The 19,687-nt window shown below is 63.0% G+C and carries 18 protein-coding genes; 8 read left to right on the forward strand and 10 right to left on the reverse strand.

What is annotated here, in order from left to right; genetic code table 11:
* Window positions 1-60: 60 nt before the first annotated feature.
* Window positions 61-1,281: an MFS transporter gene (locus AC3EMP_RS17270; RefSeq protein ID WP_352712359.1), complete on the reverse strand. Its 1,221-nt coding sequence runs from the start codon at window positions 1,279-1,281 to the stop codon at window positions 61-63.
* Window positions 1,282-1,393: 112 nt separating this feature from the next.
* Here AC3EMP_RS17270 and AC3EMP_RS17275 point away from each other — a divergent pair, with 112 nt between their 5' ends.
* Window positions 1,394-2,152 (forward strand): DeoR/GlpR family DNA-binding transcription regulator, encoded by a 759-nt coding sequence (locus AC3EMP_RS17275; protein WP_023734158.1) that lies wholly within the window; start codon window positions 1,394-1,396, stop codon window positions 2,150-2,152.
* On the opposite strand, the gene AC3EMP_RS17280 is transcribed toward AC3EMP_RS17275, so the two are convergent.
* Complete coding sequence (locus AC3EMP_RS17280; RefSeq protein ID WP_023734157.1) at window positions 2,149-2,568, reverse strand: hypothetical protein; 420 nt, start codon at window positions 2,566-2,568, stop codon at window positions 2,149-2,151. The genes AC3EMP_RS17275 and AC3EMP_RS17280 overlap by 4 nt on opposite strands.
* A gap of 222 nt (window positions 2,569-2,790) precedes the next feature.
* Between AC3EMP_RS17280 and aspS the strand changes: the two genes are divergently transcribed.
* Window positions 2,791-4,578 carry an aspartate--tRNA ligase gene (gene aspS, locus AC3EMP_RS17285; protein ID WP_023682421.1) on the forward strand — a complete coding sequence of 596 codons (1,788 nt, stop codon included), beginning with the start codon at window positions 2,791-2,793 and terminating at the stop codon, window positions 4,576-4,578.
* Window positions 4,579-4,808: 230 nt separating this feature from the next.
* Here aspS and AC3EMP_RS17290 read toward each other — a convergent pair whose 3' ends face one another.
* The gene (locus tag AC3EMP_RS17290) at window positions 4,809-5,999 is read right to left on the reverse strand and encodes a hypothetical protein (RefSeq protein ID WP_023734156.1); all 1,191 of its coding nucleotides are present in this window, start codon (window positions 5,997-5,999) and stop codon (window positions 4,809-4,811) included.
* A 403-nt stretch (window positions 6,000-6,402) separates the two neighbouring features.
* Here AC3EMP_RS17290 and parC point away from each other — a divergent pair, with 403 nt between their 5' ends.
* Window positions 6,403-8,655: a DNA topoisomerase IV subunit A gene (parC, locus tag AC3EMP_RS17295; RefSeq protein WP_023694915.1), complete on the forward strand. Its 2,253-nt coding sequence runs from the start codon at window positions 6,403-6,405 to the stop codon at window positions 8,653-8,655.
* Window positions 8,656-8,936: 281 nt separating this feature from the next.
* Window positions 8,937-10,151, forward strand: coding sequence for an AI-2E family transporter (locus tag AC3EMP_RS17300; RefSeq protein WP_023834259.1), 1,215 nt, complete (start codon window positions 8,937-8,939; stop codon window positions 10,149-10,151).
* Here AC3EMP_RS17300 and AC3EMP_RS17305 read toward each other — a convergent pair.
* The 3 genes from AC3EMP_RS17305 to AC3EMP_RS17315 all read right to left on the reverse strand — a co-directional run bounded on the left by AC3EMP_RS17305 (window position 10,139) and on the right by AC3EMP_RS17315 (window position 12,531).
* Window positions 10,139-11,035: a DMT family transporter gene (locus AC3EMP_RS17305; protein WP_488494638.1), complete on the reverse strand. Its 897-nt coding sequence runs from the start codon at window positions 11,033-11,035 to the stop codon at window positions 10,139-10,141. The genes AC3EMP_RS17300 and AC3EMP_RS17305 overlap by 13 nt on opposite strands.
* Window positions 11,036-11,156: 121 nt before the next feature.
* Complete coding sequence (locus tag AC3EMP_RS17310) at window positions 11,157-11,921, reverse strand: arginyltransferase (protein WP_023673021.1); 765 nt, start codon at window positions 11,919-11,921, stop codon at window positions 11,157-11,159.
* Window positions 11,922-12,060: 139 nt separating this feature from the next.
* Window positions 12,061-12,531, reverse strand: a complete 471-nt coding sequence (locus tag AC3EMP_RS17315; RefSeq protein ID WP_023673020.1) for an RDD family protein — start codon at window positions 12,529-12,531, stop codon at window positions 12,061-12,063.
* Window positions 12,532-12,721: 190 nt separating this feature from the next.
* Between AC3EMP_RS17315 and sthA the strand changes: the two genes are divergently transcribed.
* A complete protein-coding gene (sthA, locus tag AC3EMP_RS17320) occupies window positions 12,722-14,110 on the forward strand; it encodes a Si-specific NAD(P)(+) transhydrogenase (protein ID WP_352712362.1) in 1,389 nt (462 codons plus the stop codon).
* A gap of 57 nt (window positions 14,111-14,167) precedes the next feature.
* On the opposite strand, the gene AC3EMP_RS17325 is transcribed toward sthA, so the two are convergent.
* Window positions 14,168-14,839 carry an alpha/beta hydrolase gene (locus AC3EMP_RS17325; RefSeq protein ID WP_245260287.1) on the reverse strand — a complete coding sequence of 224 codons (672 nt, stop codon included), beginning with the start codon at window positions 14,837-14,839 and terminating at the stop codon, window positions 14,168-14,170.
* 217 nt (window positions 14,840-15,056) lie between these two features.
* On the opposite strand from AC3EMP_RS17325, the gene AC3EMP_RS17330 reads away from it, so the two are divergent.
* A complete protein-coding gene (locus AC3EMP_RS17330) occupies window positions 15,057-16,292 on the forward strand; it encodes an OpgC family protein (protein WP_023711549.1) in 1,236 nt (411 codons plus the stop codon).
* A 15-nt stretch (window positions 16,293-16,307) separates the two neighbouring features.
* Here AC3EMP_RS17330 and AC3EMP_RS17335 read toward each other — a convergent pair whose 3' ends face one another.
* Entirely contained in the window at window positions 16,308-17,390 is a 1,083-nt protein-coding gene (locus AC3EMP_RS17335; RefSeq protein ID WP_023682412.1) for a LacI family DNA-binding transcriptional regulator, read from the reverse strand.
* A 146-nt stretch (window positions 17,391-17,536) separates the two neighbouring features.
* On the opposite strand from AC3EMP_RS17335, the gene AC3EMP_RS17340 reads away from it, so the two are divergent.
* Together AC3EMP_RS17340 and AC3EMP_RS17345 are read left to right on the forward strand one after the other, a co-directional pair.
* Window positions 17,537-17,680 (forward strand): hypothetical protein, encoded by a 144-nt coding sequence (locus tag AC3EMP_RS17340; protein WP_352712364.1) that lies wholly within the window; start codon window positions 17,537-17,539, stop codon window positions 17,678-17,680.
* 63 nt (window positions 17,681-17,743) lie between these two features.
* Window positions 17,744-17,887, forward strand: coding sequence for a hypothetical protein (locus AC3EMP_RS17345; RefSeq protein ID WP_352511385.1), 144 nt, complete (start codon window positions 17,744-17,746; stop codon window positions 17,885-17,887).
* Window positions 17,888-17,926: 39 nt separating this feature from the next.
* Here the strand turns inward: AC3EMP_RS17345 and AC3EMP_RS17350 are convergent, their stop codons facing one another.
* Together AC3EMP_RS17350 and AC3EMP_RS17355 are read right to left on the reverse strand one after the other, a co-directional pair.
* The gene (locus AC3EMP_RS17350) at window positions 17,927-18,301 is read right to left on the reverse strand and encodes a DUF423 domain-containing protein (protein ID WP_352712366.1); all 375 of its coding nucleotides are present in this window, start codon (window positions 18,299-18,301) and stop codon (window positions 17,927-17,929) included.
* Between the two features lie 43 nt (window positions 18,302-18,344).
* Complete coding sequence (locus AC3EMP_RS17355; RefSeq protein WP_352712368.1) at window positions 18,345-19,610, reverse strand: multidrug efflux MFS transporter; 1,266 nt, start codon at window positions 19,608-19,610, stop codon at window positions 18,345-18,347.
* Between the last annotated feature and the right edge of the window lie 77 nt (window positions 19,611-19,687).

Genomic DNA, 19,687 nt, shown 5'->3' on the forward strand with positions numbered 1-19,687 from the left:
TCTGAACCATCGGTGTGGCCAATGCCAGTGGCTTGTCCCGCCGCCAACAGGTGTGTGGCTTCAAGTGCGGCCGTTCAAGCTCCGTCGGCCCCTCGCCAAAGCTTCGCTCGCCGGCGCAGGCTTGCCCCGGGACGCCCTTCGGCCAAGCGGGCCGGCAGTCAGCAGGCTGAGGATGATGAAGGGGATGCCGATACCGAAGGCCGAGCGAATGCCCCAATGGTCGGAGACGAAGCCGAGCAATGGCGGGCCGAGCAGGAAGGCGACGAAGGAGATCTGCGACAGCGCCGCGACATTGATTGCCGCGGAGCGGTCCGTGCGTTGGGCCGCCGCCGAGATCGCCAGCGGAAAGATCGCGCTGCTGCCGATGCCAAGTAGCGCAAAGCCCAGCATCGATACGAGCGGGGCAGGCGAGAAGAAGACGAGCAGCACGCCGACCGCCATCGTCGCCAGCAGCACCCGCGCCACGACGCTCGGCGAGTGGCGGTCGACAAAGGAGTCGGCAAAGAAGCGCGTGCTCGCTTGCGAGAATGCAAACAGCGCCACGGTGAAGCCGGCGACGAAAGGGCCCGCATCGAACACGGTGCGCATGTAGATTGCCGACCAGTCGATGCTGGCGCCTTCCATCAGCATCGCCGACAGTGTCACCGCGACGAGGGCGAGGATCGGCAGCGTCGGCCGCGCCAGCCTTGGCGCCGTCTCGTCATTGCCGGCGAAGCGGCTCGGCGCCGGTTCGTAACCGCCGAGAAACAGCGCGATTCCTGTCGCCACCATCGGTACGACAATCGCCAGGTGCAGTTGCGGCGATATGCCGAGATGCGCAAGCGCGGCGCCGAACAGGCCGGCGCCGAAAAAGCCAATGCTCCAGAACGAATGCGCCCGGTTCATGATCCGGCGCTTGAGCAGGAATTCGGTTCTATCGGCCTCGACATTGAGAATGATCTCGACGCTGCCGATCATCAGGCCGACCGGAAACAGCATCAGGAACAGCGCAAGCGGCCCAGGCGCATGCACGGCAATGGCAAAGACAACCGACAAAAGCGGCACCAGCCCGAGCAGCGCGCGGCGGAAGCCGATGCGCTCCAGGATCGGCGCCGCCAGCGTCAGCGCGGTCAAGGTGCCGATCGGCGTCCCGATCAGGCTTAGCCCGAGCGTGCCGTCCCCGATGCCCATGGCGTGCTTGATGTCGGGCAGCCGCGGGAAGATTTGGCCCATGGCGAACGAATAGATCGCAAAGCCGGCGTAGACCCGGTGTTGCGGAGCGAGGCGGAGGCCAAAGGTCATGACGATGCTATCGGGGAAGAGAGTCGACGGTTGTCACTGTTTGATATGCCTACATCTTGCACAAACATGCAAATCGTGCAAGAACGTGCATGGAAAAAAACAGGATCATGCAATGCTGACCGATGAGCGGCATCAAATTATTCGCGATCGCCTGGCCGTCGAGGGAAGGGTGCTGGCCGGCGAGCTGGCAGGCCGCTTCGGCGTTTCGGAAGACACGGTTCGGCGCGACCTCAGGGAGTTGGCCAAGGCCGGGCAGTGCCGCCGCGTCTATGGCGGCGCGGTCGCGGCCGCACCCTTCGCGGCCACGCCGGTCGGCCTGCGCGCCGGCCATGCGGTCGAAGAAAAGACGCGGCTGGCCCGCGCGACCGTGGCACTGCTTTCGCGCGGACAGACCCTGTTCATCGACAGCGGCTCGACCAATGCCGCGATCGCCAGGGCCATCCCGCGCGACATCGATCTGACCGTCGCCACCAATTCGCTCGAAATTGCCTCCGTCCTGTCAGACCACGCTTTGGTCGAACTGATTGTGCTGGGCGGGCGGTTCGACCGCCATCTCGGCGCCTGCGTCGGCGCCGACACGCTTGCCGCTGTCGCGCAACTTGGCGCGGACCTGTTTGTTCTCGGCTCCTGCGGTCTCGATGCGTCGCGCGGCGTCACGGCCTTCGATTCGGCTGAGGCCGAGGTAAAGCGGGCCATGGCCAAGAACAGCGCAGGCATCGTCATCGCTGTAACCAACGACAAGCTAGCCACAGCCGCACCCTACCGGGTTGCCAGGCCAGAGGCGATCCGCCACCTCGTGGTCGAAAAGACCGCGCCGGCCGCGATCCTCGCGGATTTCGAACGCCAGGGCGCCGAAATCCATTTGGCTTAAACGGAGCTCGGCGCGCGGGCAGTCCGGGACGCAGCATGGGCGACGAACACTTCGACATCTTCCTTTGAATAACCGAGAAGGGCTCCTTCAAGCCTCGCCAGATCATTCGATGTGAAGATGTCAAAGGCCTCTCCGCTGCGGCACATTCTGGAGATCAACAAGCTCAGTTTGCAGCGCCATTCTTCTGTCGGCAGGCAGTAGCAGCGCTCTTCCACTGAGGTTTTAGGAACAATCTGGGTGAACTTCAGGATGCGACCTTCGTCGACAAACGGTGCAAAACCTGCATCGCCAATATCGTCGGCGTCCATACCCGGTTCCGCCGCGAACAAGGCCATTGATTTGTCGCCCTGAAGCATCAGCTCCAATTCGCGGCCATTATGTGGCCCGACACCCGGCGGGACTGTGGGTTCTGGCATGAAGTATCTCCAGATCATTCGATGACTGCACTGTCGCGAGAAACACTTCTGGCGGCAATGCGCCAAGCCTGGCAAAGACTTCAACACTGACTAGCGGATAGAGAGACGACCAAACCCGGCTTGCCTTGACAAATCGGGCCTCCCATGCGCTTTTCGCGCAAATTTTGGACCGGGCTTTGATGCTCGACCCACAACCCAGCACCCCGGAATTTTGACATGACAATGCATCGTTACCGCAGCCACACCTGTGCCCAGTTGAGAAAGAGCGATGTCGGCTCTTCGGTTCGCCTGTCGGGCTGGGTGCATCGCGTGCGCGACCATGGCGGCCTGCTGTTCATCGATCTGCGCGACCATTACGGCCTGACCCAGATCGTCGCCGATCCGGATTCGCCCGCCTTCAAGGTGGCCGAGACGCTGCGTGGCGAATGGGTGATCCGCGTCGACGGCGAGGTCAAGGCGCGCCTGCCGGACACCACCAACGCCAACCTGCCGACCGGCGAGATCGAGATCTTTGCCCGCGAGATCGAGGTGCTGTCGGCAGCCAAGGAATTGCCGCTGCCGGTGTTCGGCGAGCCCGACTATCCCGAAGACATCCGCCTGAAGTACCGTTTTCTCGACCTGCGCCGCGAGACGCTGCACAGGAACATCGTGGCGCGCACGAAAATCATCGCCGAGATGCGCAAGCGTATGACCGATGTCGGCTTCACCGAATTCTCGACGCCGATCCTGACGGCCTCGTCGCCGGAAGGCGCGCGCGACTTCCTGGTGCCGTCGCGCATCCATCCCGGCACCTTTTACGCGCTGCCGCAGGCGCCGCAGCAGTACAAGCAACTGATCATGGTTTCGGGCTTCGACCGCTATTTCCAGATCGCGCCCTGCTTCCGCGACGAGGACCCGCGCGCCGACCGTCTGCCCGGCGAATTCTACCAGCTCGACCTCGAAATGAGCTTCGTCGAGCAGGACGACGTGCTGTCGACCATGGAACCGGTGATGCGCGGCGTCTTCGAGACCTTCGCCAACGGCAAGCCGGTGACGCAGACATTCCAGCGCATTCCTTACGATGTCGCCATGCGCAAATATGGCTCCGACAAGCCGGACCTGCGCAACCCGATCGAGATGCAGGCCGTCTCCGACCATTTTCGCGATTCCGGCTTCAAGGTCTTCGCCAACATTCTGGCCAACGATCCGAAGGCCGAAGTGTGGGGCATTCCGGCCAAGACCGGCGGCAGCCGCGCCTTCTGCGACCGCATGAACTCGTGGGCGCAGGGCGAGGGCCAGCCGGGACTGGGTTACATCTTCTGGCGCAAGGAAGGCGACAAGCTTGAAGGCGCCGGTCCGCTGGCCAAGAACATCGGCGAGGAGCGCACCGAGGCGATCCGCCAGCAGCTCGGCCTTGCCGATGGCGACGCCGCCTTCTTCGTCGCCGGCGATCCGAAGAAGTTCGTTACCTTCGCCGGTGCCGCGCGTACGCGTGCCGGCGAAGAACTGAACCTTGTCGACCGCGAGCGCTTCGAATTGTGCTGGATCGTCGACTTCCCGTTCTTCGAATGGAGCGAGGAGGAGAAGAAGATCGACTTCGCCCACAACCCGTTCTCGATGCCGCAAGGCGGTATCGACGCGCTCAACGGCGACGACCTGCTCGGCATCAAGGCCTTCCAGTACGACATGGTCTGCAACGGCTTCGAGATCGCCTCTGGCGGTATCCGCAACCATTTGCCGGAAACCATGGTCAAGGCGTTCGAGACGGTTGGCCTCGACCGCGCCACGGTGGAAGAACGCTTTGGTGGCCTCTACCGCGCCTTCCAGTATGGCGCCCCGCCGCATGGCGGCATGGCGGCCGGCGTCGACCGTGTCGTCATGCTGCTGGTCGGCGCCAAGAACCTGCGAGAGATCACCATGTTCCCGATGAACCAGCAGGCCTACGATTTGTTGATGAACGCGCCTTCGGAAGCCTCGCCGCAGCAGTTGCGTGATCTGTCGCTGCGTGTCGCGGCAGTGAAGAAGGACTGACGGCAGCGTTGCAGCTGCCCTTTCTCCCCGTCTCTATACGGGGAGAAATGTCCGACAGGACAATGAGGGGCAGCACGCATGCAGGCGATTGGCGAACGGCCTTAGCAGTTGGCGCCTTCTGACAACCGGTTCAGCATCGAACTACAATTTGCAGGCGTTGGCGCCGCCCCTCATCCGCCTGCCGGCACCTTCTCCCCGTATAGTGACGGGGAGAAGGGAGCGAACTTCGATCAGTCTTCGTTGGCCTTGACGTGGACGCCCAGCGTCTTGGTCAGGTCGGCCGGGTTGGACATGGCGCCGGCCATGATCAGCGCGAACGGCACCGCTGCCGGCGGCTCGGCCGAAATCTCGAGGCTCTTCGGATCGTCGAGGTACTTGCTCACCGCGGCCGTCACTTCGGCGGTCAGTTCGGGATTGTTGAGCTGCGCCATGCCGAACGGCACGATCGCCTTGGCCTGGTTGGCGATGTCCTTGCCCGACATGCCCTGCTGCTTGCCGACATACTCAAGCACTTTGCCGGTCAGCGAATCGTCATCGAAGCGGATCGATGCGCTGTTGAAGGAGAGCTGCTGCAACAGGCCGAGCAGGGCCATGCCTTGCGCCGAATTGTCAGCCCCTTCGGGCTGCGCCGCCATCTTCTTCTGCATCTCCTGCAGCGACTTGACGAAGTCGACCGTGTAGCCGCCGAGGCCGAAGGTCATGCCGAGCGTGCCGGCATTCTCGACCGAGATATCGTATTTCGACAGGTCCATCTTGCCGTCGCTCGGCTGCCAGGTGCCGCCGATCTCGATATTGCCCGTTATGTTCTGGTAGCCGAGGGCCTCGATGGCTTCCTTGGACTTCGCATCGTCGACCAGGGTCAGGTCGGCGTTGAACTTTTCCGTGGTGGCGGAAAACTCCATCGCCTTGCCGTCGGCCGGCGGCGTGATCTGGACAGCAAGCCCATCCACCGAGAAGGCGGTCTTGTCGGCAACCTTGACCGTCAGGTTTTCGAGTTCGGCCGACTTGTAGATCATCATCGAGCCGAGCGGGCCTGTAGCGCCCTCGGCCGGGATGTTGGCGTCGTGGATGACGAAGGGGGTGAGGTTGAGCGTGACGCCGTCCTTGCTGTGCTCGAAGGCCGAAGTCGTGATGGTGGCGACATCGAAGCCGCCATTGGCTTCGGTCACGCCCTCGAGCTTGACGTCGCCGATCGGCAGCGCCTCCTTTTCGGCCGCCGGTTTGACCGACACGCCCTGCAGCACCATGCTGGAATTGTCGCCGGTAACGCCGGTCCAGGTGATATCGACGCCCTGGACGGCAAGTGCGGCCTTCAGTCGGTCGGCAACCGCCGTGTCTTGCGCAAAGGCGGCATTCAGCGGCAGCGTCAGCAAAAAGGTCGAAAAAGCAAGTTTCTTGAGTGTCGAACGTTGGATTGTCATCGCGAGTTCCCTGAGAGAGTCCTGAAAAAGTGTTTTCTCAATTCTACGCCATCACTATTCCGTGACGAACTGGACGGGAAAAAGGCGCTTTCCCGCAGAGTTGTCGAAAATCACGGCGAAAGGCAAATCGGAGCGGGAGCCTTCGCTCGATGCGGTGAATATGTCATGAAGGTCGGGCTCCCCTGCGTACCGTCTCCTGCCTTAGAGAGGGCGTGTAACAGATTGATGTTGGTTGGCAACAGCGCTGCTACCGGTGCTGTTGCACAGGGACGGCAAGCTGGAACATGAAGTTCGTCACATCCATCGTCGGACCTTGAGCCGCCCTCGTAAGCCAAAGGCTGCAAAGTGCGGATTTCCGCAGCCCCGCCTTGCCGCGAATCACCCGCTCGGCTAGTCCAGCCGCATGGGAAAAAGGATTTTGCCGCCTGAAAATGGCGGCGGTGACCACATCGAACCGGTGGATCTGAAGAAGGCGCTGGAAGAGCGCTATCTCGCCTATGCGCTGTCGACCATCATGCACCGGGCGCTGCCTGACGTGCGCGACGGGCTGAAGCCTGTGCATCGTCGCATCATGCATGCCATGCGACTGCTCAGGCTCAACCCCGACCAGGGCTTTGCCAAATGCGCCCGCATTGTCGGCGACGTGATGGGCAAGTTCCATCCGCACGGCGACCAGTCGATCTACGACGCGCTGGTGCGCCTGGCGCAGGATTTCTCCATGCGCTATCCCCTCGTCGACGGGCAGGGCAATTTCGGCAATATCGACGGCGATAACGCCGCCGCCATGCGCTATACCGAGGCGCGCATGACCGAGGTGGCGAGCGATTTGCTTGCCGGCATCACCGAGGACGCCGTCGATTTCCGGCCAACCTACAATGAGGAGGACGAGGAGCCCGTAGTGCTTCCCGGCGCCTTCCCGAATCTGCTCGCCAACGGTTCCTCCGGCATTGCGGTCGGCATGGCCACGTCCATCCCGCCGCACAATGCCGCCGAGCTTTGCAACGCAGCGCTGCAGTTGATCGAGCAGCCGGACGCGCCGGTGACAAAGCTGATGGAGTTCGTCCAGGGGCCGGATTTCCCGACCGGCGGCATCATCGTCGACAGCCGCGCATCCATCCTGGAGGCCTATGAGACCGGCCGCGGCGGTTTTCGCGTGCGCGCCAAATGGGGCCAGGAGGATCAGGGCAGGGGCACCTGGAGCATCGTCGTCACTGAAATCCCCTACGGCATCCAGAAGGCCAGGCTGATCGAGAAGATCGCCGAGCTTTTGATCGCGCGCAAATTGCCGCTGCTTGAGGATGTCAGGGATGAAAGCGCCGAGGACGTCCGCATTGTGCTCGTACCGAAGAGCCGTTCGGTCGATCCCGGCATTCTGATGGAATCGCTGTTCAAGCTGACCGAGCTCGAAAGCCGGTTTCCCCTCAACATGAACGTTTTGTCGCGGGGCAAGGTGCCTAACGTCCTGTCGCTGAAGGGCGTGCTGAAGGAGTGGCTCGACCATCGGCGCGATGTGCTGATCCGCCGCTCGAAGCATCGGCTTGGCGAGATCGAGAAGCGGCTGGAAATCCTTGCCGGCTACCTGATCGCCTATCTCAACATCGACGAGGTCATCAGGATCATCCGCGAGGAGGATGAGCCCAAGCAGGTGATGATGGCCCGTTGGTCGCTCACCGACACCCAGGCCGAAGCCATCCTCAACATGCGGCTGCGGGCCCTGCGCAAGCTGGAAGAGTTCGAGATCCGCAAGGAGTTCGACGGTCTCACCACCGAGAAGAAGCAGATCGAGGCATTGCTCGCATCCGACGCCAAGCAATGGTCGACGATCAAATGGGAAGTCACGCAGGTTCGCGACAAGTTCGGCCCCGAGACCGAACTCGGCAAGCGCCGCACCCAGTTCGCCGACGCGCCGGAGCATGATCTGACCGACATTGCGCACGCCATGATCGAGCGCGAGCCGGTCACCGTGGTGGTCTCGGAAAAGGGCTGGCTGCGGGCGATGAAAGGCCATCTGGCCGACCATTCCACGCTCACCTTCAAGGAAGGCGACAGCCTCAAGCTCGCCTTCCATGCCCAGACCACCGACAAGATCCTGGTCTTCACCACCGGCGGAAAATTCTACACCATCGGCGCCGACCGGCTGCCGGGCGGCCGCGGCCATGGCGAACCGATCCGCATCATCGTCGACATGGACAACGACCAGGACATCGTCACCGCCTTCGTCCACGACCCGAAGCGCAAGCTGCTGCTCGTCTCCTACGATGCCAATGGTTTCGTCGTGCCGGAGGAGGAGGTCGTCGCCAACACCCGAAAGGGCAAGCAGGTGATGAACGTCAAGGCGCCCGACGAGGCCAAGGCCTGCGTCCCGGTGTCAGGCGATCATCTCGCCATTGTCGGCGAGAACCGCAAGATGCTGGTGTTTGCGCTCTCCGAAATTCCGGAGATGGGCCGCGGCAAGGGCGTTCGCCTGCAGAAATACAAGGATGGCGGTCTGCTCGACCTGAAACCTTTCACGCTGGCGAGCGGCCTGTCGTGGCAGGATTCCGCAGACCGCACCTTCGTCAGGTCGCGCGAGGAGCTGGCGGAATGGATCGGCGCGAGAGCGTCGGCCGGTCGCATGGTGCCGAAGGGATTCCCGCGGACCGGGAAATTTGGTTGAATCTGCTGATCTCCCCCCAAGTGGGGGAGATGGCCGGCAGGCCAGAGGGGGGCGCTGTCCCGCCAGCGCATCAAATGGTCATGGCTCGCCACTCGGTCGCAACTCTTGGGTCTTCAATGTCGGGTGCCAGGCTGGCGATCCTTCGCGCCCCCCTCTGTCCTGCCGGACATCTCCCCCACAAGGGGGGAGATTGGCAGCTTCACCAACCATTTGGACTATCGTCACGATTGCGGCACTATAACAGTGCATAAACGCTGTGTAGGCTGGGGAGAATTGACCGTTTGAAGGAAGCGAAGATCCAGAAGCCGGAACGTCAGCAGCGCCTGTTCGGCCTGTCGACACCGTTGCGATCCGCCGTCATTCCGCCGCTGTCGGCTGCGCGCTGGCTGTTGGTGCTGATCGTCGCCGCCGGCGTCTATTTCTTCCACGGGTTCCTGTTTCCCGTGCTGGCAGCCCTCGTCATTGCTTTTGCCAGCTGGCCGCTCTACCGCCGGCTGCTTGCCGGTGTCGGCGGTAACCGCACCGTCGCCGCGACGCTCGCCATCCTGTTCATCCTCGCCTTCCTGGTGGTGCCGATAGCGCTCGCCGGCACCTACGCCATCAACGAGGTCCGCGAATGGGTGGGCTGGGCGATCGAGACCAACAGGCACGGCGCGGTCACACCGCACTGGATCACCTCGCTGCCTGTCGTCGGCGAGTGGCTGAACGAACAGTGGATCGACAATTTCGGCCATCCCGGCGGCATCGGCGAGCTGATCCAGCTGGTCAGCGGCGCCAATATCGGCAGCATCTATCGCGGCGTGCTGGCTGCCGGCGGCAGCGCCTTCGGCCTGTTGCTGACGCTGCTGTTCATGATGATCGCGCTGTTCTTCGCCTACCGCGACGGCGAACACTTTGCCAGCCAGATCGACCGGCTCGGCGAACGCATCCTGCCGACGCGCTGGGAGCGGATTTCGCGCGTCGTGCCGGCGACCATTTCCTCGACCGTTACCGGCATGACCGTGATCGCCATCGGCGAGGGGCTGGTGCTCGGCATCGCCTACTGGCTGGCCGGGGTGCCGTCGCCGGTGACGCTGGGCGCATTGACCGGCGTGATGGCGCTGATCCCCGGCGGCGCGCCGCTGTCGTTTACGCTTGTGTCGATCTACCTCGCCGCCAGCGGCTCGCCGATGGCGGGTCTGGCGCTGTTCATCTGGGGCGCGGTGGAACTGTTCATCGTCGACAAGACCTTGCGCCCGAAGCTGGTCGGCGGACCGATCAAATTGCCCTTCCTGCCCACCTTTTTCGGCCTGATCGGCGGCGTCAAGACGATGGGCTTTCTCGGCCTGTTCATCGGCCCCGTGCTGATGGCGCTGCTGGTGGCGATATGGCGCGAATGGCTGCGCGAGGTGGAACTGGCCGAAGAAACCGTTCCCGACGGGGCGGCCGAGCTCGAAGGCGGGCCGCCGCAGATCGAGATTGTCGCCGGCCCGGCGAAGAAAAGTCAGGCTGGGTAAGCGACGGCGGGCGCTGCCCGGCGCTTGCGCCCTTCATGCAACTGCCACAGGGAATGCGCGACCAGCGTGACGATCAGGATCACGCCGCCGATCAGGCTGTTGCGCGACGGCGCCTCGGCAAAGATCATCCATATCCAGACCGGCGCCAGAACCGTTTCCAGGAGATAGAACATCGCCACTTCCGGGCCTGAAATGTATTTCGGCCCATTGGCCAGGCAGAAGAAGGCGAACGGCATGATGACGGCGCCGTTGAAAACGATCCACCATGGCGCTTCCACCTGGAAACCGGTCCTGGAGACCATGAGCGCCGCCAGCCCGAACGGCAGCAGGACGCCGGTCAGCGCGGTGAATCCCATATCCCTGCCGCTGGCGCGTGAAACGGTGATGGCGCAGGCAATCGCCAAGGCCGAACACAGCGCCATCACATCGCCGAACAGATTTCCCGTGCCGACGAAATCGCCGACGATGATCGCGATGCCGACGATCATCAGCGCCATTGCCGCAAGCGTCAGCGGCTGTGGTCGCTCCTTCAGGAACAGCCACGACAGCAGCGCCGAGAACATGGTGGAGAAGGCCAGGATGAAAACCAGATTGGCGGTCGAGGTGTTGTAGACGGCAGTGATGAAGGCGATTGCGCCGAGCCCGTAGAGGGTGGCGACGACGAGCCCCGACCAGCCGGGTATCAGCTGCGGAGCATTCTTGCTGAACGAGCGCCAGATGGCCCATACGATCAGCCCTGCCACGAAGGTGCAGCCGGTGCGCAGCAAAAGGATCGTCCAGGCTTCGCCATGGGCGAGCCGGATCAGGGGAATGTCGATGGTCAGCGCCAGCCCGCCAAGCGCGGTGAGCAGAAGTCCTTTGGTGTGGGCATTGTGAGAGGACATGCAACGGCTTTCGCAATGATTTGAGCAGATGCCGGTCGGCGCAATCGCCCCGCCAACGGGCGGAAAGACCAGCATCGTCTCGGCTGAAAATGTTTAGATCAGGATTTGGTAAGAAGAAAAATCAGCTCGTGACCGCTTCGTGGTCGTAGCGTTCCCAGCCCTTTGGGCCGAGATGCTCCTGCGGCATGAAGCGCATTTTATAGTTCATCTTGCGCGAGCCGTTGACCCAGTAGCCGAGATAGACATGGGGCAAGCCCATGGCCCGGGCGCGGGCGATATGGTCGAGGATCATGAAGGTGCCGAGCGAACGGTCCTCGAACTCGGGATTGAAGTAGGAATAGACCATCGACAGGCCATCGGCCATCTTGTCGGTCAGCGCCACGGCGATCAGCTCGCCCTGGCCCTTGCCGGTGATGAATGTGTCGGGGCCGCGGCGCCGGTATTCGATCACCTTGGTGTCGACATGGGTATCCTCGACCATCATGGCGTAGTCGAGCACCGTCATGTCGGACATGCCGCCGCGGCGATGGCGAGCGTCGAGATAGCCGCGAAACAGCGAATACTGCTCGGTCGACGGCTGCGCGTCGTGCATGGCGCCGATCAGATCGGAATTGCGCTGGATCACCCGCTTCATGTTGCGGCTGGCGGTGAACTCCTGCGCCAGGATGCGCACCGAGACGCAGGCGCGGCAGGTCTCGCAGGCGGGACGGTAAGCGATGTTCTGCGAGCGCCGGAAACCGCCTTGCGTCAACAGATCGTTCATCTCCGGCGCCTTGTCGCCGACCAGATGCGTGAACACCTTGCGTTCGAACTGGCCCTCGAGATACGGGCACGGCGATGGCGCGGTCAGGAAGAACTGCGGCGACTGGGTCGGATGGTGCGTCATCGAACCTTGGGAACACTCCTGCGAATCGCTCTACCTTTGGCTTGGCTGGCGAAAAATTCAACAGGATTGTGAAGGCGGGGTTGAACGGACCCCTTCACATTTGCGCACAAATGCCTGTTGGCGTCGGTTGGACGCCGGTTCAACGGTCGCTGCGGCTGACGACCGTGCCAAGCAGCAGGTCGTGCAGTGTGCGCTTGCGATCGGAAAACAGCGTCACCAGGAGGACGAGCGGCGTCAGGATGACCGTGCTCGCCCAGAACAGCACCGAATGGACAACGGCGGTGAGGCCGTCGATACGGCTGCCGTCGAGACGATCGAGCCGAATGCCCATCATCTTCATGCCTGATGTGGCCTGGTTGCGACCGCCCAGCGTGTTCCAGATGTAGAGAATGGCGACCGCCGGCACGAGGATGGAATACAGCGCCCAGCCAAGACCGAATGTCAAAAGGCCAAGCACGGCCACCAGGATCGCGAACGGAATGGTGAGCAGCGCCACGATGCAATAGTCGATTATGAAGGCCAGGATGCGCCGCGTGCGCACACCGTCATAGGCCCTGACGTCGTCGAGCCTGCTGGTGATGATTTCGCCGTCAAGTACGCGCGCGTTCATGTCATGTCCTCGTAACAGGCGCCACGCTAGGGTGCGCCGCCACTGAAATGGTGAAGACCGCGGGCGGAATCAAGATCGGTTCGTCCATCGGTCCGGGTCGGCAGTGTGGCGCGGTTGAGCCGATTGAATTTGGTGGACGGATGGCGTTAGCTTGCTGCGGCGCAACAAGACGCCGAGGGGACGGGGTTACATGGATTACGACATGCTGGTCATCGGCAGCGGCCCTTCCGGGCGCCGCGCCGCGGTGCAATCGGCAAAGCTCGGCAAATCGGTGCTGGTGGTCGACAGGGGCCGGCGCCTCGGCGGCGTCTCGGTGCACACCGGCACCATCCCGTCGAAGACGCTGCGCGAGACGGTGCTGAACCTGTCCGGCTGGCGCGAGCGGGGCTTTTACGGCCGCGGCTACCGGGTCAAGCAGGACATCTCCATCGCCGACCTGGTCGAGCGGCTGCACAAGACGCTCGACCACGAGGTCGAGGTGCTGCAGCACCAGTTTATGCGCAACGCCGTCAAAAGCGTCCGCGCCCTGGCGAAATTCGTCGGCCCAAACAAGGTCAGCCTGACGGCAGACAATGGCGACTACTCGGAGGTTGGTTTCACCAATGCGCTGATCGCGGTCGGCACCAGGCCGCACCGGCCGCGCGACGTGCCTTTCGACAAGATCCGCGTCTTCGACAGCGATGAGATGCTGGAACTCGACCATCTGCCGCGCACGCTGACGGTGATCGGCGCCGGCGTCATCGGCGTTGAATATGCGACGATCTTTTCGGCGCTCGACGTACCGGTGACGCTGGTGGAGCCGCGCAACACCATCCTCGATTTCGTCGACCGCGAGATCGTCGACGACTTCATCCACCAGATGCGCGACCGCGGCATGACCATTCGCCTCGGCAGTACGGTCAAGGAAATCGTCTCAAAACCCGACTATGCCGAAGTGACGCTCGCCGATGGCCGCACCATCCGCTCCGAGATCGTGCTTTACGCCGCCGGCCGCAGCGGCAATCTCGGCAGCCTCGGCCTCGACGTGGTCGGCATCGAGGCCGATTCCCGGGGCCGCATCAAGGTCGATCCGCAGACCTTCCAGACCAGTGCGCCCAACATCTATGCCACCGGCGACGTCATCGGTTTCCCCAGCCTTGCCTCGACATCGATGGAGCAGGGCAGGGTGGCCGCCTGCCACGCCTTCGGCGTGCAACTGCCACCGCCGCCGGAAACCTTCCCCTATGGCATCTACGCCGTGCCGGAAATCTCCACCGTTGGTCAGTCGGAGGAGCAGGTGCGCGAGAGCGGCGCTGCTTATGAAGTCGGTCTGGCGCGGTTCCGCGAAACCTCGCGCGGCCACATAATGGGCGTCAACTCCGGCTTTCTGAAACTGCTGTTCTCGGTCGAAACGCGCCGCCTGCTCGGCGCCCACATCGTCGGTGAAGGCGCCACCGAACTGATCCATATCGGCCAGGCGGTGATCAACCTCGGCGGCACGGTTGATTTCTTCGTCAACAACACCTTCAACTATCCGACGCTGGCCGAAGCCTACAAGATCGCCGGGCTCGATGCCTGGAACCGGATGGGACAGGGCTAGGCGACGAGCATCTGCTCAGCCGTTCCGCCGGGCGCCGATGCGGTCTACCAAGGTCTCTTAGCCTGCCTGGCGTGCGACCAATGCTGGTCCCGCCAGCCATTGCCGGACGATGGCGGCATCCGGGTCGCCGATTTCGTGACCTGAAGGCACGATGCGCGCATCGACCTCGGCGCCATGTTTGTTGAGCAGCGTCACCAGTGGCGGCGCAAACGGCCCGTAGGTCTCATCGGCGGCACCGGCGACAATCAGGACGCGCGTTCCGGTCAGATTGGTTGCCGGCGCATCGTCAAGCACGGGCATTGCTCTCAGCAACGCCGCTTTTCGGACGAGGCCGGAGTTGAGCAGCATCAGGCTGGAAACCAGATTGGCGCCGTTGGAATAGCCGAGGAAAGTCGCCCGGGCGAGGTCGAGCCCGTGGCGCTTTGCGGCCTCGCTTGCGAAGGCGGCAAAGTACGATGTTTCGGCACGGATGCTCGCCTGTTCGAAACTGGTCGGCGTGATCCGCTCGAACCAGCGGAAGCCGTCTTCTTGGCGGATGCGGCCACGCACCGCGACCAGCGTGGCGTTAGGGGCGATCTGCCTCGCAATCGGGACCATCGTCGTTTCGTCGACACCCGATCCGTGCAGTAAAAACAGGCTCTCGCCGCCGGCATTCTCCGGCTTGAGGAGGCGGTAGGGAAAGGCCAGATCCTGGTGCAGAAAGGCGTTCTCGTCGCTATATCGATGCACGCTCATATCTCGTTGTTTTCACGGAGACATTGGTCCTTTGCCAGCTTCAAAACGGAATATTTTCACGCTCCGCCAAATGTGATTGCAACAGGCTCATTTCAGACCGTTTCTGCGCCGATATGCTCCCTGCGGGAGGAATCGAAGCGGTGTGCGCCGATGGTCGCATCCCGGCATGAACAACGCGAGCATCCTTGCTCTCCTTTGAGGCCTTTTGTCGATGACCCTGCCAGTCCCGCCCGATCGCGCCCCGCGTATCGCCGATCGCGCTCCGCGTATCGCCGATCGCGCTCCGCGTATCCCCGATCGCGACACGCGCATTGACGTGTTCCGTGCGCTCGCACTCCTGACCATCTATATCGACCACGTGCCGGGCACCGTCTTCGAAACGCTGACCTACAAGAATTTCGGATTCTCGGACGCGGCGGAAGCCTTCGTGCTGATTTCCGGCATGTCGGTCGCACTCGCCTATGGCAACAAGTTCCAGCCGGGCGGCCGGCTACTGGCGACGTTGAAGATGTGGCGCCGGGCCGGCGTGCTTTACAGCGCCCACATCGTCACCACCATGGTTGTGATGGCGTTATTCTGCGCCGCGGCGGTGTTCGGCCGGCGGCCGGAACTGCTCAAGCTGATCAACATCGAGCCGCTGATGAAGAACACGCCGGAGGTCATGATCGGCATTGTCACGCTCGGCCACCAGCTTGGCTACAACAACATCCTGCCGGTCTATGCGGCGCTGCTGTTGATGGCGCCGCTCTTCCTGCTCTTCGTCAGCTACCGGCCGCTGCCGGCGCTGGTCTTTTCCGGCGCGCTGTGGCTCGTCGCCGGCCTCTGGCAGATCGCGCCGCCGAACTATCCCGAGCCCGGCTTCTGGTTCCTCAACCCGCTGTCCTGGCAATTCCTGTTCAACATCGGCCTTGCCGGCATGCTGCATGTCAGGCGCGGCGGCACAATTCCCGTCAATCGTTGGCTGGTGGGCGCCGCGGCGACCTATGTCGCGGCAGCGGCGGTCTGGGTGCACAGCCCGCTCTGGGGCGAGATAACGTGGTTTAACCTGCCCGTGGTGATCGGCGGCTTCGACAAGACGTTCCTGTCGCTGCCGCGGCTCCTGCACATATTGGCGGTGAGCTATCTGATCGTCGCCCTGCCGGCTTTCTCGAACCTGTTCCGTCTCAGCCCGGACCATCCGCTTGCCCTGCTCGGCAAGCGCTCCTTGCCGGTGTTCCTCGCCGGCACGCTGATCGCCATGGCGGCGCAGGTGATGAAGCTGATCAATCCGGGCGGCTTTGCCTATGACGTCTTGCTGATTTCGGCCGGCATCGCCATGCAATTCGCGCTCGCCTTCTATCTTGAGTGGCTGTCCGGCATCGGCTTGGGCAAAAAGCCGGTTCGCAAAGAAGCGCCAGCCGTTCACCAGACCTTCGGCATGCCCGCGATGCCAAGGCTAAGCCGGTGATCCCACATCAGCCGCCTAGCTAGCAGGCGAGGGGCCGGACGACCCCCGCACCACAAGATCGACCGGCAGCAATTGCCGGTGCTGCGAGCCGTCATTTTCGAGGATCGCCTTGACGGCCAGCCGGCCCATCTCGGCGATCGGCTGGGCGACAGTGGTTAGTGGCGGCTCGGAGTCGGCGCCTTCCGGCACGCCGTCGAAGCCGACGATTGACACATCGCCCGGCACGGCAATGTTACGCTCGCGCAGCCAGTCGAGCGCATGCAGCGCGATCTTGTCCGACATGGCCAGGATTGCCGTCGGCGTCTGCGGCAGCGCGAAAATATGATCGAGGCCGGCCCGCACGCTCGCCTCGTCATTGAGGGTTTCGTAGATTGGCACTTGCGAGACGTCGATGCCGAAGCGGGAGAGCTCGCCGAAATAGCCACGCAGACGGTCGCGTGTGCCCGAGTAGAGGGATGTCGTCTCGACTTGCTCCTGCGTGACGGGACCAAAGCCAGCGTCGGCAGATTCCAGGGCGAGGACGGCAAAGCTGCGATGGCCGAACTCGGCCAGATGGCGCGCCGCCAGACCCGCGCCGGCGACGTTGTCGACGCCGATCGCAGCGACCGCCTCATTTTCCGAATCGAGATCAAGCGCCACGAAAGGCAGTTTGCGTTCGCGCGCCAGTTCGACCAGCCGCGACCCACCCTCGATGCAGAACACGATGAAGCCGTCGACCAGGGCGCTCTGGATGTTCCAGGCGAGCTGCTCGCTGTTGGCGGCCGAGACCAGCGAAATTCCGGCGCCGGTGGCGTCGCAGGCCTGCGAAATGCTGGCCATCATGACGCGGGCAAAGGGATCGTCGAAGAAATAGGACAATGGTTCTGCCGTTGCCACGCCGATGGCGTTGACCTTGCCGGCGCGCAGCAGCCGGCCCTTGGGATCCGGGCCGGCATAGCCCATCGCTTCCGCCGCCGCCTTGACCCGCTCGCGGACCTCTTCGCGCACGATTTCCGGGCGAGCGAACACGTTGGACGCGGTACCGTGCGAGACCCCGGCCGCCTTGGCGATGTCGGCAAGCCGCACTGGTCTCGTCTTGCCGGAGGTCAATGCCGTCATTTTCGTCTCCTGAACCGGAGCCTGTTTAGCACTTTCGTTGGATCGGTTCAAATTTTCCCTTGATCGGACGACGGAGAGGGTCTACATTTGAATCGATCCAAGGGATTCACCAGGTACAGCTTGGATCGATTCAAGAGGAGGGTGCCATGCATCCCGTGAATTATCTGTTCGAAGACATCTACGGCAATGATTGGGGCATAGTCTCCGACGCCGCCGCCCGCAGGCGCCGCGACAAGGTCGGGCCGTGGAGGCGTGACCTGCAATACCTTGTGAAACGCAAGCGCAGCTGATCGGCCCCGGCATTTTCGTGCCAGCTGATTGGATCGATTCAAGTTCTTAAAGAGGAGACGAACATGCATCCCGTGAAGCATCTGTTCGAAGACATTTATCGCAACTACTGGGGTATCTCGCCTGCCACGGAGCAGCCAGAAAGGCGGCGGCCGACCAAGTCTGCCAAGCGCAACCGCGACCTGCTGCCGGAAAACCGGCAGGATTAAGCCTCGTGTGATATCTGATGGGGCAGGGTTCTTGCCTCGTCAGGACCGTTGTCGCACGAGCGCCGAGGCCGCGATCACCAGCCAGCCCGCGATGAGCAAGGTGCCGCCGATCGGCGCCGACATCGGGAACAGCCGCGATCCCACGAAATCCCGTGCCAGCAGATCGCCGCAGAACAGAACAAGCCCGACGAGCAGCACCAGGCTGCCGATCCGCAAGATCCGGCTTGCGCCGGCGAGGCCGACGGCCAAAAACACCGGCGCATGCATGATCAGGAAGGATGCCGCAGTGCCGACGAAGGCGCCGCCGAGATGCGCTGATGCCGCCGACAGCGCCACGCCCGCCGCGCCGGCAATGCCGCCGGCTAAAACGAGGATGCGCGCGCTGTTTGCTGGTGCTGACTCGGCGATGCTCATGTCTCGGGCTCCGTGATTGACGATAGGCGGCGCAACCTGTCTGTCAGGATTTTTCCGATATCGCCAGCATGTCGCGCGTGCGGCGCGCCTGGGCCAGCCAATTATACGCGGCACCGCCCGCCATCAGCACCGACGTGCCGAGAAACACCGCGCGCATGCCGAAATGGCCGCCGACGAAGCCGCCCAGCAGCGGCCCCGCAACCTGGCCGACATATTGCGCCGAGATTGCCAGGCCCAGCACATTGCCGCCGACCCCATCGGGAACATTGTGGCGGATGACGCTGGTGATGCAGGGCAACAGCCCGCCCAGCACCAGACCCATAAGGAACCGCAGCCCGACCAACTGCCAGCTCTCGGTGACGAAGGCCTGCGGTATCAACAGCAGCGCCGAGACGGCCAGCGATGCGACGATGACGTTCCAGTGGCCGATGCGGTCGGCGAGCTTACCCAGCCGTGACGCCGACAGGATGGCGCCGAGTGCGGCCGCCGACATGACCACACCTGAGACCAGGGTCACCCGGCTTGCGTCCGCGACCAGTTGCTGCACGTAAACGGTGATGATCGGCTCGATCGACATGTTGGCGAAGGTGAACAGCATGCCGGTCGCCAGCATAGCCACGACAGGGCGTTTGTCGGGGATCTGCGCCCAACTTCCCTTTGGTTTCTCCTCGCGTTTTGCCTGTACTGGCGGGCGAGGCATCTCCTTTATCAGGAACGTCGTCGCCAGCGCCGCCAGGAAAATGACGCCGCCCGCGATGAGGAAGGTAGCGCGAATACCGATCAATGGCGGCAGCGCACCGCCAAGCAACGGGCCGACCAGGGAGCCTGCGGTGATGCCGGCCGACAGCACGCCGAGCGCCCAGCCGGAGCGCTCCTTCGGCGTCTGCATGGCGACAAGGATCGTCGAGCCTGAGGAATAACCGCCGGCAAAGCCGATCAACAGGCGCAAAAGCACCAATTGCCAGACGGTCTGCACCATGCCGGTCAGCGACATGCAGGTCGCCATGCCGAAACTGGCTCGCACCAGCATCACCTTGCGGCCATAACGGTCCCCCAGTCGTCCCCACAGCGGCGCGACAAGGGCGGCGGCAAGGAAGGTGGCGCCGAAAGCGATGCCCGACCATTGCACGATCGCCGCGTGGCCGACGGCGCCCAGTTGCTCGACATAGAGCGGCAGGAACGGCAGCAGCAACGTCATCGCCACAAGCGTGCTGAACGATCCGGCAAAGCACACGAACAGGTTGCGCCGCCAATGAATGTTGTGGGTGGAAGGCGCTTCGGCGGCCTGCGCTGCACTGTCCTGCGGCATGTCCTGTCCTGTCCGCTTGCTGCGGATACCATTTTGGGATACCAATTTGGCACCCTCATGGACGCAAAGCCCGGCTG

The sequence above is a fragment of the Mesorhizobium sp. P160219 genome (genome assembly GCF_057786095.1).